Annotated in this window: 7 protein-coding genes and 1 pseudogene; 6 read left to right on the top strand and 2 right to left on the bottom strand. The window is 66.6% G+C overall.

What is annotated here, in order from left to right; all coding sequences use genetic code 11:
• The 4 genes and pseudogenes from BN1119_RS20645 to bcsC all read left to right on the top strand — a co-directional run.
• Nucleotides 1-406, top strand: a pseudogene (locus tag BN1119_RS20645) (glycosyltransferase family 2 protein); the annotation flags it as partial.
• A complete protein-coding gene (gene bcsB, locus BN1119_RS05925) occupies nucleotides 403-2,628 on the top strand; it encodes a cellulose biosynthesis cyclic di-GMP-binding regulatory protein BcsB (protein WP_041995229.1) in 2,226 nt (741 codons plus the stop codon). The pseudogene BN1119_RS20645 and the gene bcsB, both read left to right, overlap by 4 nt.
• 3 nt (nucleotides 2,629-2,631) lie before the next feature.
• Complete coding sequence (bcsZ, locus tag BN1119_RS05920; protein ID WP_041995226.1) at nucleotides 2,632-3,741, top strand: cellulose synthase complex periplasmic endoglucanase BcsZ; 1,110 nt, start codon at nucleotides 2,632-2,634, stop codon at nucleotides 3,739-3,741.
• Entirely contained in the window at nucleotides 3,726-7,169 is a 3,444-nt protein-coding gene (gene bcsC, locus BN1119_RS05915; protein ID WP_084205311.1) for a cellulose synthase complex outer membrane protein BcsC, read from the top strand. Before bcsZ ends, bcsC begins: the two co-directional genes overlap by 16 nt.
• 161 nt (nucleotides 7,170-7,330) lie before the next feature.
• Here bcsC and BN1119_RS05910 read toward each other — a convergent pair whose 3' ends face one another.
• The gene (locus BN1119_RS05910) at nucleotides 7,331-7,738 is read right to left on the bottom strand and encodes a hypothetical protein (RefSeq protein WP_041995224.1); all 408 of its coding nucleotides are present in this window, start codon (nucleotides 7,736-7,738) and stop codon (nucleotides 7,331-7,333) included.
• Between the two features lie 266 nt (nucleotides 7,739-8,004).
• On the opposite strand from BN1119_RS05910, the gene pulA reads away from it, so the two are divergent.
• Complete coding sequence (pulA, locus tag BN1119_RS05905) at nucleotides 8,005-11,652, top strand: pullulanase-type alpha-1,6-glucosidase (RefSeq protein WP_157438632.1); 3,648 nt, start codon at nucleotides 8,005-8,007, stop codon at nucleotides 11,650-11,652.
• Between the two features lie 189 nt (nucleotides 11,653-11,841).
• Here pulA and BN1119_RS05900 read toward each other — a convergent pair whose 3' ends face one another.
• Nucleotides 11,842-14,238 (bottom strand): zinc/cadmium/mercury/lead-transporting ATPase, encoded by a 2,397-nt coding sequence (locus tag BN1119_RS05900; RefSeq protein WP_041995222.1) that lies wholly within the window; start codon nucleotides 14,236-14,238, stop codon nucleotides 11,842-11,844.
• A gap of 256 nt (nucleotides 14,239-14,494) precedes the next feature.
• Here BN1119_RS05900 and tpx point away from each other — a divergent pair, with 256 nt between their 5' ends.
• A complete protein-coding gene (tpx, locus tag BN1119_RS05895) occupies nucleotides 14,495-14,998 on the top strand; it encodes a thiol peroxidase (protein ID WP_041995220.1) in 504 nt (167 codons plus the stop codon).
• Nucleotides 14,999-15,000 lie beyond the last annotated feature (2 nt).

Here is a 15,000-nt window from a genome sequence, read left to right as displayed (position 1 = left end):
CCTGCCCCTGGCCGACAAGGAGAGGGTCTGGCTGCTGCTGCGCCACGGCCAGCGGGAGCAGGCCTTCGCCGCCAAGGTACAGCGGGTATTCGGCCGCAAGCTGGGGCTGGAGCTGGAGCCCATGGAGCAGGCCCAGCACATCGCCTTCATCCAGTGCACCTTCGCCCGGGCCGACACCTGGTCCCTGTGGCAGCAACGCCTCGGCAAGGATCGCCCGCTCCACAGTCTGCTCGACATCACGCTGCTCGGCTGGGGAGCCTACTGGCGCCTGGCGCGCACCTCACCCATCGGCTTTGTTTGTATCCTGCTTGAGAAGCTGGCTCGCTGGCTGCTCTCTTTCGTTCCTCGTCGCGTCTCGCCGGATTTCCGGTCCGGGGCTCCGACCACACAGACAGTGAAAGGATGATGAAACCACAACGCTACCTTATCCCTCTCCTGCTGATGACGCAGAGTGCGCTGGCCGCCGAAGCCGGCGGCCCCTTGCCGCCGGTGCCCGCACCGGTGCGCAGTCAGGACCTGAGTTTCGAACAGATGTCCTCCTCTCCGGGCACCCTCTCCCTGCGTGGCAATGCCCCTGACGGTCAGGCGGACTTCACGGTGCGGCGGGACGAGGTGGTCACCCGGGCCAGCCTGGATCTCGACTTCACCCCGTCCCCCTCCTTGCTGCCGCTGCTCTCCCAGATCAAGGTCTACCTCAATGACGAGCTGATGGGGGTCACCGCCCTCACCAAGGAGCAGATGGGGGAGCGTACCCATGCCCGCATCGAGCTGGATCCCCGCTACGCCAAGGACTTCAACCGGATCAAGGTGAGCTTCGTCGGCCACTACCAGAAGGTGTGCGAGAACCCGGCGAGCGATACCCTGTGGCTCAACGTCAACCGGGACAGCAAGCTGAGCCTGCAACTGCAGACCCTGCCGGTGCGCAACGAGCTCTCCTTCTTCCCCATGCCGTTTCTCGACGTGCGGGACAATGGCAAGCTGATCCTGCCCATGGTGTTCAGCGGCACAGTTCCGCTCCTGCAACAGCAGGCGGCGGCCGTGCTGGCCTCCTGGTTCGGTACCAAGGCCCAGTGGCGGGGTCAGCACTTCCCGGTGCTCATCAACCAGCTGCCGGATCGCAACGGGGTGATCTTCGCCACCAATGACGCCCGTCCCGACTTCCTGGTCGACTACCCCAAGGTGAAGGGGCCCACCATCGACATGATCAGCTCCCCCGACAACCCCTATGTGAAGCTGCTGCTGATCCTGGGACGGGATCAGCAGGATCTGCTGACCGCGGCCAAGGGGCTGGCTCAGGGGGAGGTGCTGCTGCGCGGCCAGAGCGTGCTGGTGGACGAGGTGAAACCCCTGGCCCCGCGCCAGCCTTATGATGCCCCCAACTGGGTGCGGCTCGATCGCAAGATGCGGTTCGACGAGCTGACGGACTATCCGGGCCAGTTGCAGGCGACGGGCAGCCGGCTCTGGCCCATGAGCCTGACGCTGCGGCTGCCGCCGGATCTCTATCTGCTGGGCGCCAACGGCATCAAGGCGGATCTCAAGTACCACAACACGGCACCGATCCAGCGGGATGGCTCCCGCCTGGACGTGGCGGTCAACGGCCAGTTCATGAAGTCGTTCCCGCTCGAGCCGGGTGAGGCCAAGAGCGAGCAGTTGCTCACCCTGCCGCTCTGGTTCGCCGCCGATGACGACGCCACTGCGCTGCGCATGCCCGGGCTCAAGACTACCCAGTCCAACAGCCTGAGCTTCTCGTTTGAATATGCCAGGGAGATGAAGGGGGGCAATGAGAACGGCCGCTGCGATCTGGTGCTGCCCCCCGCCCATCAGGTGCGCATCGACGAGGGCTCCACCATCGACTTCAGCGGCTATCGCCACTTCATCGAGATGCCGAACCTCAAGGCGTTCGCCTATGCGGGCTTCCCGTTCAGCCGGATGGCGGATCTTGCCGACAGCCAGGTGGTCATGCCCGCCAGGGCGCACCCGGCGCAGATCACCACATTGCTCGATGCGGTGGGAGCCATCGGGGCCGAGACCGGTTATCCGGCCCTCTCCCTGCGAGTCCTGGATGACTGGGAGCAGGCCCGCACCGCCGATCTGGATACCCTGCTCATCGGCACCCTGCCCGAGGAGTTCCAGGGGGATCTGGCGCCAGACGCCCTGCTGCAGGCCACCCGCAGCTGGGTCAACGAGCCGACCCGCCAGCACCAGGGGGATCTGCTGCACAGCATGGCCGATCGCCAGCCCCAGGCCAGGGTCGGCATGACGGGCAACCGCGCCATCGCCGTCATCCTGGGCCTGCAGTCGCCGACTCACGAGCAACGCAGCCTGGTGGCCCTGCTGGCCGACGGTCCGGCCGGGGTCAGGCTGCTCAACGACACCCTGCAAAACGCCACCCTGCGCGGCCAGGTCGCGGGCTCTGTGGCCATCATCCGGGAGTCAGGGGTGAAGAGCCTGGAGATCGGGGAGCGTTATGAGGTGGGCTATCTGCCCTGGTGGGAGCGAGTCTGGCAGCTGTTTGCCGAGTACCCGCTGCGCCTCGCCGGACTGACGCTGCTCTGCATGCTGGTGCTGGGCTGGGGCCTGCGGGTGCTGCTGGCCGGTGCCAGCCGTAGCCGCCTGAAGGAAGATTAAGAGATGACTCAGATGAAAAAAGCCTGTGGTGCCCTGCTGCTCTGGGCCCTGTGTACCCTGCCTGCCCTGGCGGCCTGTGACTGGCCGGCGTGGCAGCATTTTCGCCAGCACTACATCAGCGAGGAGGGGAGGGTCATAGACCCGGCCGACGGTCGGCGGATCACCACCTCCGAGGGCCAGAGTTACGGCCTCTTCTTCGCCCTGGTCAACAACGACAGGGAGACCTTCGCCCGCCTGCTCGACTGGACCGAGCGGCGGCTCGCCCGGGGGGATCTGACCGGCTTCCTGCCATCCTGGCTGTGGGGCCAGAAGGAGGATGGCAGCTGGGGTGTGCTGGATGAGAACAGCGCGTCCGACTCGGATCTCTGGATAGCCTACAGCCTGCTCGAGGCGGGGCGCCTGTGGGACAACCACAGCTACGAGTCCATCGGCACCCTGCTGCTGCGGCGCATCGCCCGGGAAGAGGTCGCCACCGTCCCCGGTCTGGGCCCGGTGCTGCTGCCCGGCGCCCATGGCTATACGGGGGAGGGGCGCTGGACCCTGAACCCGAGCTACCTGCCGCCCCAGCTGCTGGCCCGCTTCGCGGCACAGCAGGGGCCCTGGCGCGAGATGCGCGCACAACTGCCGAGGCTGCTGCAGGAGAGCGCCCCCCGTGGTTTTGCCCCCGACTGGGTGGACTGGCAGGGGGAGAAGGGGTGGCAGGTGACGGCCGACAAGAGGCCCCAGGGCAGCTACGACGCCATCCGCGTCTACCTCTGGCTCGGCATGCTGAACGACGAGGATCCCGCCAAAGGGCCCCTGGTGGCGCACTTCGCCCCCATGCTGGAGAGCACGGCGGCCCTTGGCGCCGTCCCCGAGCGGGTCGACACCCAAAGCGGCCAGACTCAGGGACGGGGACCGGTCGGCTTTGCCGCCGCCCTGCTGCCCCTCTCCCAGGGGCAGCCGATGCTGGCCAGCCTGCGTGAGCAGGTGAAACAGCATGGCGAGCAGGCCGACGCCTATTACGGCAGCGTCCTGACCCTGTTTGGCGCAGGCTGGGATCAGGGCCGCTATCGCTTCGCCGCGGACGGCACCCTGCAGCCAGGCTGGAGCGAGTCATGCCAAGCAGATTGACCCTGGGTTGCCTGCTCGCCTGCCTGATGAGCGGCAACCTGGCGCTGGGGGCCGTGCAGCCGGTGGACTGGCTGCTCGAGCAGGTCAGGATAGGGGAGGCCAGCGGGCGTGAGGATCTCGTCAGCAACAGCCTCTACTCCCTCTCCCTGGTGGAGCCCAATCACCCGGAGCTGCTGGCGGCCCAGGCGCGCCAGGCCCTGCGTCAGGGCAAGATCAGGGAGGCGAAGGCGCTGCTGGCCCGGCTCGGCAAGCTGGCGCCGGACTCCCCGATTTACCGCCAGGGCATGGCCAATCTCGCCCTGAGCGACTCGGCCCAGCGCCAGCAACTGCAACAGGCGCGGCTGCTGACCAATGCCGGCCGGTTGGAGGAGGCCGAGCGCCTCTATCGCTCCCTGTTCGTGGGGGATCTGCCCCCGAATCTCGACGTGGCGGTGGAATATGCCCTGCTGCAGATGCGCATGCCCGCCATGAAGGCGAAGGGCATGGCCTCGCTGGAGAGCCTGAACCGGCAATATCCGGGTGAGCCACGGGTGCGCAGCGGGCTGGCCCGCCACTACCTGGCCGACGGTCGGCGCCTGCAGGCCCTGGGGCTGCTGCGGGAGATGGCGAAGGATGACAACAGCCGCGGGGAGGCAGCGGAGATCTGGCTGGCGGACATCGAGGCCATGTCGGTCGGGCCCCGGAGCATCGACGAATTGAAGCAATACATAGCCCTCTTCGGTACCGAGATGGAGGCCGACAAGGCCGAGGCGCTGCTTGCCACCCAGGAGGCGCAGTGGGCCTCTCCGGCCTATCGCTCCCGACAGCTGGCACTGGCCCGTACCGCCAGCGGCGGGGCCACCATAGCCGAGCTGCAACGGGCCCTCGCCGCCAATCCCGGGGATCCCGACCTCATGGGGGCCCTGGGTCAGGCCTATTCCCGCAACGATCAGCGCGCGCTCGCCATTGCCCAGTTCGAGCGGGTGCTGCGCCATCCCGATGTGACCGACAAGGACAAGTGGGCCAGCCTGCTGGCCACCAACCGCTACTGGCTGCTGGTCAATCAGGGCTCCCAGGCCCTGGAGCAGCAGCAATGGGAGGTGGCGGCGACCCGCTATCGCAGCGCCATCGCCCTGGACGGCAAGGAGCCGGAGGCCTGGCTCGGGTTGGGGGACAGCGAGCGGGGCCGTCATCGCGACGGTGAGGCCGAGCTTGCCTATCAAAAGGCCTTCGCCATGCCGGGAGCCCGTGATCGGGCCCTGGCCCGGCTGTTCGATCTCTACAAGGGGCAGGATCCGGCGCGGGCGCTGGCCTTGCTGGATCAACACGGCACCCCGGCCATGCAGGCCGAGGGCAAGCGGCTCAAGGCCGAGCTGTTGCAGGAGCAGGCCGATCAGCTCGACCAGGCCGGCAAGCTGCCCCAGGCCCTGGCCCAGCGCCAGGAGGCGCTGCGACTGATGCCGGATGATGTCTGGCTGGCCTACCGGGTGGCCACCACCCAGGCCCGACTCGGGGATGTTGCAGGCGGGGAGCGGCTGCTGCGAGGGCGGTTGGCGGCGCAGCCACAGAATGACAGCCTGCGCTACGCCACTGCCCTCTACCTGTCGGGGCAGGATCAGTCGCCTCAGGCCCGCGCCGTGCTGGCCGAGGTGCCGGCCACGCGCTGGTCGGCGGACATGCAGGCGCTGGATCGCCGCCTCGCCCGTGGCGAGCTGCTGGCCAACGCCAGGCAATTGCACCAGCAGGGGGATGAGGCGGGCGCCGAACGCCTGCTGCAGCCGTTGCAGCCCGATGACGAAGTGACCCTGATGCTGGCCGAATGGGCCGCGGAGCGCGGGGACGTCGCCGGGGCCGAGCGCCATTACCGCGCTGTGCTGGCGCACGCCCCCCAGCACCCCGAGGCCAGGCTCGGCATGGCCGAACTGGCGCAGACCAGGGGCAATCCGGCAGAGGCTCGCCACTGGCTGCCGGCCTGGCCGGTCAGCCCCTTGCCCCCGGAGGAGTTCAACTACTACCGCCGGGTGGCAAACCTCTATCAGGCGTTGGGGGAGGGGGAGACGGCGCAGGCCATCTTCGGCGGCTACGAGCCCCTGGTGTCGACGCAGCCCGCCTCCCAGCAGACGGCCCTGTTCTGGCGGGACGCCGCCCGTCAGCGTTTCGCCAACGGCGACGCCGAGGGGGCCCTGGCGCGGGATCGCAAGGGACTGGTGGCGGCGGGCCTGGCCCCCGGGGAGGATCTGGATGGGGGCGCCCTGACCGCGCTCGCCCGCAGCCGCGACGGCGAGGATTGGCTGGCCTCCGGGCTGCGCGGGGATCTGGACAGTCACTATCGGCAGAGCCAGACCACTGTCTCCCTCGACAGTGACTATTGGGGTGACAATGGAACGGGTGGGGTCTCGGATCTGCGGGCCCTGACCCAGATGTTGCAGCTTGACAGCCAGCTGGGGGCGGGACGGGCCTTCGGCCGGCTTGAGTGGGTGCATCTGGATGCCGGTTCTCTGCCGGACGACCCCTATAGGGAGAAATTCGGAACCTGTCATCGTCAGAACTGTTATGGCGATCAGCAGCAGAAGAGCGAGGGGGTCACTATGGCGGCTGGTTGGGCCAACGATCGCTTCGCCTTCGATCTCGGCACTACACCGCTCGGTTTCGAAGTGGTGGACTGGGTCGGCGGGGCCAGCGTCAGTGGGGACTGGCACGACGTCGGCTTTACCCTTACCGCTTCGCGCCGGCCGGTGAGCAGCTCGCTGCTCTCCTATGCGGGCACGGTGGATCCGGGGACCGGCATCCGCTGGGGCGGGGTCAGGGCCAACGGGGTGCGCGTCGATGCCAGCCACGATCTGGGGGGAGCTATCGGCTACTGGGGCAGCCTGCAGCAGCACTTGCTGACCGGCAAGCACGTCGAGGACAACTGGCGTACCCGCCTGATGGGAGGTACTTACTACAAGGTGATAAACGAGGAGCATCGCCGAGCCAGCGTCGGCCTGAGCACCATGTTGTGGCGCTTCGAGCATGACCTGAGCGCCTATACCCTGGGACAGGGGGGTTACTACAGTCCGCAGCGCTACTTCTCGCTGGCACTTCCGGTCAGCTACCGGCAGCGCACCCCGGACTGGTCGTGGGAACTGGGTGGTTCTCTCTCCTGGTCGACCTCCAAGACGGATGACGGGTTGCGCTATCCGCTGCAGGGATTGATCCCCGAGACGCTGCCGGATCGGGATGCCGTAGAGGAGGGGGGCAGCAGCAGCGGATTCGGTTACACCCTGAATGCCGTGGTGGAACACAGGTTGACCGAGCACTGGCGGGTAGGTGGGCGGGTCGATATCCAGCAGGCGGATGATTATGCCCCGAGCCACTTCATGTTCTACCTGCGCTACACCTTCAAACCCTGGCAGGGAGATCTCGACCTGCCACCAAGGCCGCTGACTCCTTATGCGGACTTCGACTGATGAGCGCGTCCGGTGAGATCGGGGGCACTCATCTCAGATAGGCGCGCAGCATCCGTTTCGCCAGATCCACGAGCGACTCGTCATTTGCGAGACGCGGGTACAGGTCACCATACAGACAGGCGATGCAGAGGCACGGCGCGTCATGAAGCGGGGCTCCCTCATCAGGAATGCTTGCCCTCCTCACGGGATGGTTGCTGCCAGATGGCCCCCAGCAGCAAGGAGAGCAAGAGTTCGGGCGGGTTGTCCAGCAAGTGGCCGGATACCAGCAGCAGCTGTCCGTCGGCGCGAAAGCCCAGGCTGGCATGGACCTTCTCTTCCTCGCCGCACACCTGGAGGAGGCCGTAGAGGGAACCCCCCTCGCCGGGCTGGCAGCGCAGCCTCAGCTCCCGCGGCTCCCCCAGCAGGGTGAAGGCACGGCTCATGGGCGGCGTCTCCTCATAATCTGGCCAGCGGAAGAAGTGGTACTGCTCGGCGAGGCTTCCTCCCTGCTGGCAGAACTGGTCAAACAGCTGGCAGATGGCCAGATAGTCCCGATCCAGCCCCCTGGCTCGTTCGTCGATGGATGTCATCCGTTTCTCCCCGTTTCGTCCCTGATCCACACTGGCGCCACTTCGACAATCGGGCCGTTGTCCCGGTATGAACCGGTTCGGTCGGCGAGTCTGTGAGCCCGATCCAGTTTCCGTTATGAAAACGTTATCTTGTTGAAATTGTATGGTTTTTATGCAAAACCGCTCACATTTACCCCTAGAGTCGCTGATTAATATGGACCGGCTCGGCACCGACCGGGCCTGAACGTCTCGACCCTCGGGACTCACACAGCGGGAATAATAAAAACATGGATATGAAGATGACCAAGGTGGCGCTGGTAACGGCCTCACTGCTGACCCTATTGTCCGGCTGCAACGGCAGCGGATCCGACAACAACGACAGTAGCGCCGATCCTGTGGCAAGGTTGCCGCAGATGGATCCACCCAAGGAGCTGCTGGTGGCAGGACCGAATGAGGCGGTTGTCGCCCTGGTGGATACCCAGACGGCGGCGGCGCGCGGGACTACGGGTCCCTTCGCCAGCCACAGCCTGCACCTGTGGAACAACGATGCCTGCAATGCGACCTCGGCGGGCGGCCTCAACACCGGTTGGGATGACGCCAGCAAGACTCCGGCGGCGGCGGACAGCTTCGGCCCGGCCTGGGTGGTGCCGCTTAGCAAGATGGAGGGCTGCATCAACTTTATCGCCCGGGATGGTGCCCTTGGCAACCTGACCGGCGCCGACATGAAGGTGATCTTCAGTGATCACCCGGATCGCACCGTGGCCATCGTCGCGGGCAAGAACGAGATCTTCGGCAGCCGGGCGGAAGCCTTCACCGCCGCCTTCGGCGTGGCGGGGGCCAGTGCCCACCTCATCGATGGCAACACCCTGATCTGGCAAGGGGGCAAGGACAAGCCCCATGTGCGCCTCTACCACACAGAGTCAGGCACCATCACCGCCAACAGCGAGGGTGTATTCGATTTCCCCTACCTCAAGCTGACCCCGACCAGCCTGACCGCAGAGCAGCAGGCCAAATACCCGCACCTCAAGGATGCCGCCGCCTTCGCCCTGCCGGCGGGAAAAGATCTCAAGCCCCTGCTCAAGGGTGAGCTGGTGGCCATCGGGACCGATGCGGACGGCATCCTGCAGGGGGCCACCCTGGTGCAGAGCGCCGGTGCCCTCGATGCCCTTTACAGCGAAGCGGCCACCAAGCTCGCCTACGGCGCCGTGGTGGAGGGGGGCAACGTCACCTTCCGGCTCTGGGCGCCGACCGCCAGATCGGTCAAGCTGGTGCTGTTCGACGAGCAGCACAACTCCCTCGGCGAGCGCGCCATGACACAGGACGAGACCAGCGGCAGCTGGAGCCTGCAGGGGGGCAGCGATCTCGTCGGCAAGTATTATCGCTACGACATCCAGGTCTATCACCCGGTCAGCCGCAAGCTGGAATCCTATCAGGTGACCGACCCTTACTCCCTGAGCCTGGCGATGAACTCCGAGTTCAGCCAGGTGGTGGATCTCGACGATCCGGCCCTCAAGCCGGAAGGCTGGGACAGCCTGAAGGCCCCCCACAGCCAGAAGAACCCCGCCGACATCACCATCTATGAGGCCCACGTCCGGGATCTGACCGGCAACGACGACTCCACCCCGGCCGAGCACCGCGGCAAGTTCCTCGGGCTGACCGACAGCGACAGCGTGCCCGTCACCCACCTCAAATCCCTGGCCAGGAGCGGCGTCAGCCACCTGCACCTGCTGCCCATTTTCGACATCGCCACCGTCAACGAGGATCCGGCCAAGGTGGCCAACATAAGCGATGACTTCAGCAAGCTGTGCGAGGTCAATGCCGAGGTCAAGAACTCCAGGTTTGCCAGCCACTGCGGCGGCGGCCAGACCATCGAAGCCGTGCTGGAAGATCTGCAGATGAGCGACAGCAAGGAGAACCCGGTGGTGCAGGAGCTGTACGGTTATCTGCGCGGGGTGGACTCCTTCAACTGGGGCTATGACCCCTACCACTACACTGCGCCGGAAGGCTCCTACGCCACCAACGCCGAGGGCAGCCAGCGCATCCTGGAGTTCCGCGAAATGGTCAAGGCCATCAAGCAGGACATCGGCATGAACCTGGTGATGGACGTGGTCTACAACCACACCAACGAGGCGGGCCTGGGCCCCAAATCCGTGCTCGACAAGATAGTGCCCTGGTACTACCAGCGCCTCAATCCGGAGACCGGCTCGGTGGAGAACTCCACCTGCTGCTCCAACACGGCGCCGGAACACGCCATGTTTGCCAAGCTGATGGATGACTCCCTGGTCACCTGGGCCCGGGACTACAAGATAGATGCCTTCCGTTTCGACCTCATGGGTCATCACCCGAAAGATCAGATGGTGCAGGCCCTGGCCGCGGTGAAGAAGGTCAATCCGGACATGTACTTCTACGGCGAGGGGTGGAACTTCGGCGAAGTGCAGGATGACAAGCGCTTCGTGCAGGCGACCCAGAAGCACCTGGCCGGCACCGGCATCGGTTCCTTCTCCGACCGGCTGCGTGACGCGGTGCGCGGCGGCAGCCCGTTCGATGGCGGCGATGCCATCCGCAAGACCCAGGGCTTTGGCAACGGCGCCTTCGTGCATGCCAACGAGGTGGACGGTGTCGATCGCGCCACCGCCCTGCATCAGTCCGACCTGGTGCGCCTCGGCATGGCGGGCAACCTCAAGGGGTTCGTGCTGACCGACAAGGACGGCATGCCGAGGGTGGGGGCCGACATCGACTACAACGGTCAGCCCGCCGGCTATGCCCAGGATCCGACCGAGGTGCAGAACTATGTCTCCAAGCATGACAACCAGACCCTGTTCGACATCAACGTCTACAAGGCGCCGCAAGGAGCCGATCTGGTGCGGATGCAGGGGGTATCGCTCGCCACCGCCATGCTGGGGCAGGGGATCCCCTTCACCCATGCCGGGGTCGAGCTGCTGCGCTCCAAGTCCATGGAGCGGGACAGCTACGACTCCGGTGACTGGTATAACCGCGTCGATTACAGCCTGGGCGATAACAACTTCAACAAGGGCTTGCCGCGCAAGGACAAGGATGGCGACAACTACGCGCTGATCGAGCAGGTGCTCGGTCAGCACGCCAAGCCGGGCTCGGCCGAGGTGGCGCAGATGGTGAGCTTCTACCAGGAGCTCTCCGAACTGCGTCAATCCTCCCGCCTGCTGCGTCTTGGCAGCGGCGCCGAGGTGATCAAGCGGGTCGATTTTCGCAACACAGGGCCGGATCAGGTGCCCGGCCTCATCGTGATGAGCGTGGATGACGGGGTGGGCGCCGGTGCGGATCTGGATCCCGCCATCGACGGCCTGGTGGTGATGATCAACGCCACCAATGCTCCCCAGAGCATCGGCGACTTCCGTGACGGCCAGGATCAGCCCATCGATCTCGCCGGCATGGTGCTGAGCGGGAAACATCGCGGGGTCGACAGCATCGCCAGTGGCGCCGCCTACGACAACGGCCAGCTGACGCTGGGAGCCTGGTCTGCCGCCGTCTTCGTCAAACCCCAGAGTGGCGCCCAGGGCGCGGGCCTACCGGTGGGCAAGAAGACGGACCTGAGCACATTGCCTCCCTTCGGTGACACCGCGGTCTATCTGAAAGGCTTCCTCGGGGAGTGGGGCGAAGCGAACCCGATGAGCTTCACCAGCAACTTCATGTACGAGTTCACCACCGAAGTGGCAACCGACAAGCTGGGCTCGACGGAAGTGAAGATCGCCGACGCCAGCTGGGGGCCGGTCAACTACGGCACCTGCAACGCCGCTGACAAGCTGGTGGTGGGCACACCCCTGACCCTGTGCGCCGGTGGCTCGACCGGCAACGTCGGGCTGGCGCTGGACAAGGCGGGCAGCTACAAGTTCGTCTTTACCGCCATGAGCAAGGAGAAGCCGACCTTGAGCGTCAGCTTCACCGCACCCACCCCGTAAGGGGCCCATGGCGTTCCCGGCTGGCTCGACAGCCTTCGCCTCGCCAGGGGCGGGATGACACAGACAGAGCAAGCAAAGCGCGACTGCCGACCGGCAGCCGCGCTTTTTCTTTTACGGGAAGGGGCTGAGAGGAAAAAGAAAAGCCGCCCCGATGGGGGGCGGCGTTTGGTCAGGCAGTCATCGGATGGCTTATCGCTTTCGCAGCAGGCGCAGGGCGTTGGCGGTGACCAGGGCGGTGGCGCCAGTGTCGGCCAGCACCGCAATCCACAAGCCCGTGATGCCGAGCAGGCTGGTGACCAGGAAGATGGCCTTCAGTCCCAGTGCCAGCGCTATGTTCTGGTGGATGTTGGCCAGCGCCGCGCGCGACAGCCGGATCATGGCGGCGATCCCGCCGAGCTGGTTGTGGGTCAGGGCGGCGTCGGCTGTCTCCAGCGCCACGTCGGTGCCGCCTCCCATGGCGATGCCGATGCTGGCCCGCTTCATGGCCGGTGCGTCGTTGATGCCATCCCCAATCATGGCCACCTTCTGCTGCTCGGCCAGCTTGGCGATTTCCTCCACCTTGCCCTCAGGCAGCAGGCCGGCGCGCCAGCCCATGCCAAGCTCGGTGGCGATCGCCTCGGCGGCGCGGGGGTTGTCCCCGGTCAGCATGATGCTCTTGAGACCAAGCTCGTTCAGCCCTTGCAGCGCCGCAGCCGCTTCCGGCCGGATCTGGTCGCGCAGCGCCAGCAGGGCGGCCGGGGCGGCGCCCGGCTGACCGAGCACCACTACCGTCTTGCCCTGTTGCTCCAGGGTGGCGACTTGGGCCTGCACCGCGGCATCCAGAGTGGTGGCCCGGCTCGGCGCCAGCAGCTGCCAGAGGGCGCCGTCGATGCGCCCCTCCACCCCCATGCCGGGCAGGGCGCGCAGATCCCGGGCCGCAGCAAGGGCAAGGCCCTGCTCGTCAGCCGCCGTCACCACGGCGCGGGCCAGGGGGTGGTGGGAGCCCTGCTCGATGGCCGCCGCCAGTGCCAGCAGCTCGGCTTCCGATCGGCCATCGAGGCTCACCAGCTCGGTCAGCTGCGGCTTGCCCAGGGTCAGGGTGCCTGTCTTGTCAAAGGCGAGGGTATCTATATGGGCGAGGCGCTCCAGGGCGGCGCCCCCCTTGATGAGGGCCCCCTGCCGGGTGGCCGCAGCCAGGGCCGAGGTGACCGCCGCCGGGGTGGAGATGACCAGGGCGCAGGGGCAGCCGATGAGCAGCAGCGCCAGACCGCGATAGATCCACTCGTCCCAGCTCTGGCCGAAGGCGAGCGGCGGGACCAGCACCACCAGCAGGGCAACCAGCATCATGGCCGGGGTGTACCAGCGGCTGAAGCGGTCGATGAAACGCTCGATGGGCGCGCGCTGGGTCTCGGCCTCCTCGATGAGGTGCAGGATGCGGTCGATGGCGTTGTTGCCGGGCTCGGACACCACCTCGAGGCGCAGCACCCGATCCGCCGCCAGACTGCCGGCGGGCACCTTGTCACCCTGGCGGCGCTCCACCGGGATGGACTCGCCGGTCAGGGCACTCTCGTCAAAGGCGCCGAGGGGGTCGAGCAGGCGGGCATCGGCCGGCAGACGGGCGCCCGGGGCGATTTCGATGATGTCGCCAGGGCGCAGCATCTCGGCGGCCACCTCTTCCCGCACCTCGCCCTCGGCTGTGGTGCGGATGCGCAGCGCCTGGTCGGGTACCAGGGCCATCAGGGCGGTGACTCCGGCCCGGGCGCGGCCGGCGGCGTAGGCCTCCAGGTGTTCCCCCAGCATGAAGAGCAGCAGCACCATGGCCGCCTCGGCTGTCTCCCCGAGAAAGAGGGCGCCGAGCGCCGCCACCGTCATCAGGGTCTCGATGGCGAAGGGGGAGCCGCTTCTGGTCAATGCCCACGCCTTGCGGGCGACGGGCCACAGGCCCCACAGCGTCGCCAGGGTAAAGAGCGGCTGACCGATCTGGCTCGGCAGCAGGGCCGCCACCCCCATCAGGGCGGCCAAGGAGAGGGGCTGCCAATACTTGCCAAGGAGCGTCATCAGGGGGCTGAGCCGTTTGTCATCGCGCTCTGCCGCCTGAGTGTTGCCCTTGAGCTGGAAACCGGCGGCCAGCACGGCGGCGGTGACGGGGTCGGGGGAGAGGCCGGGGGCGAGATCCACCACCAGCTTCTCGGTGGCAAACAGCACGCGAGCCTGGGTGACACCCTCGACACGGTTGACGGCCGTCTCTATCTTGCGGGCGCAGCTGGGGCAATCCATCCCCAGCACCTGCCAGCTGTGGCGCCGATGGTTCTGCTCGGGGGCAGCCAGCGGCGGTTCGGTTGCGGCGGCCGCGTGGTCGTGATCATGGCCCTGCTCATGGTGGTGCGCAGTGTCGGTGGCGCAATCGCCTCTGGGGGGTTCTTCATCACCCGGGCTGTCTGCGACGCTTTGCCCCTGGTGATCGGGGTGGGTCGGGTTGGCCGAGCAGCTGGCCGCCGCGTTGTCGCAGCAGTGGCTGGTATGGCTGTGCCCGCTCCGGGAGGCGTCTGCCTTGCTGACGGCCTTGATGGGGGCGGCATGGGAATGGCTGCAGCAGGATTTGCTCATGGTGCTTTCCTCTTGAGGGATCCCGCCCCTGCGGGATCCTGGATGACTGAGCCCAGTGTAAACCTTGGTGTTAAGTCCAAGGTCAAGCCCTCTTCTCCCTTCGCTCGACAGGGAGGCGGTGGTCGCTTGCCAGTCCCCTGGAAAAGGAGCCGGGCAAAAAGGGTGGCAAATCCCTGCCATTAGCGGGTGTTTGTCATCCCGTGGCGGGCCTATACTGGGAACCCTGGATCCCACCCTCGATAATCAAGGACCTAACATGAGCAATACCGTCACCCTGCAAGGCAACCCCGTCTCCGTCTCCGGCCACTTCCCCGTTGCCGGCGAGCAGGCCAAGCCCTTCTCCCTGGTTGCTGGCGATCTGTCCGATGCGACCCTGGCGACCTTCGCCGGCAAGCGCAAGATCCTGAACATCTTCCCGAGCGTCGACACCCCGACCTGCGCCACCTCGGTGCGCAAGTTCAACGAGCAGGCCAGCGCCCTGAACAACGCCGTGGTGCTGTGCATCTCCGCCGATCTGCCGTTCGCCCAGGCCCGTTTCTGCGGCGCCGAGGGTCTGGACAAGGTGGTGAACCTCTCCACCCTGCGTGGCGCTTCCTTCCTGCAGGACTACGGCGTGGCCTTCTCCTCCGGCCCGCTGGTGGGCCTGGCTGCCCGTGCCATCGTGGTGCTGGATGAGCACGACAAGGTGCTGCACAGCGAGCTGGTGGCCGAAGTGGCCGACGAGCCGAACTACGCCGCCGCCCTGGCTGCCCTGGCCTGATA

Source organism: Aeromonas bivalvium (genome assembly GCF_000819765.1).
GTDB lineage: Bacteria > Pseudomonadota > Gammaproteobacteria > Enterobacterales > Aeromonadaceae > Aeromonas > Aeromonas bivalvium.
The sequence above is the reverse complement of the archived record's forward strand: the minus strand, read 5'-3'. Positions and strand labels throughout refer to the sequence as shown.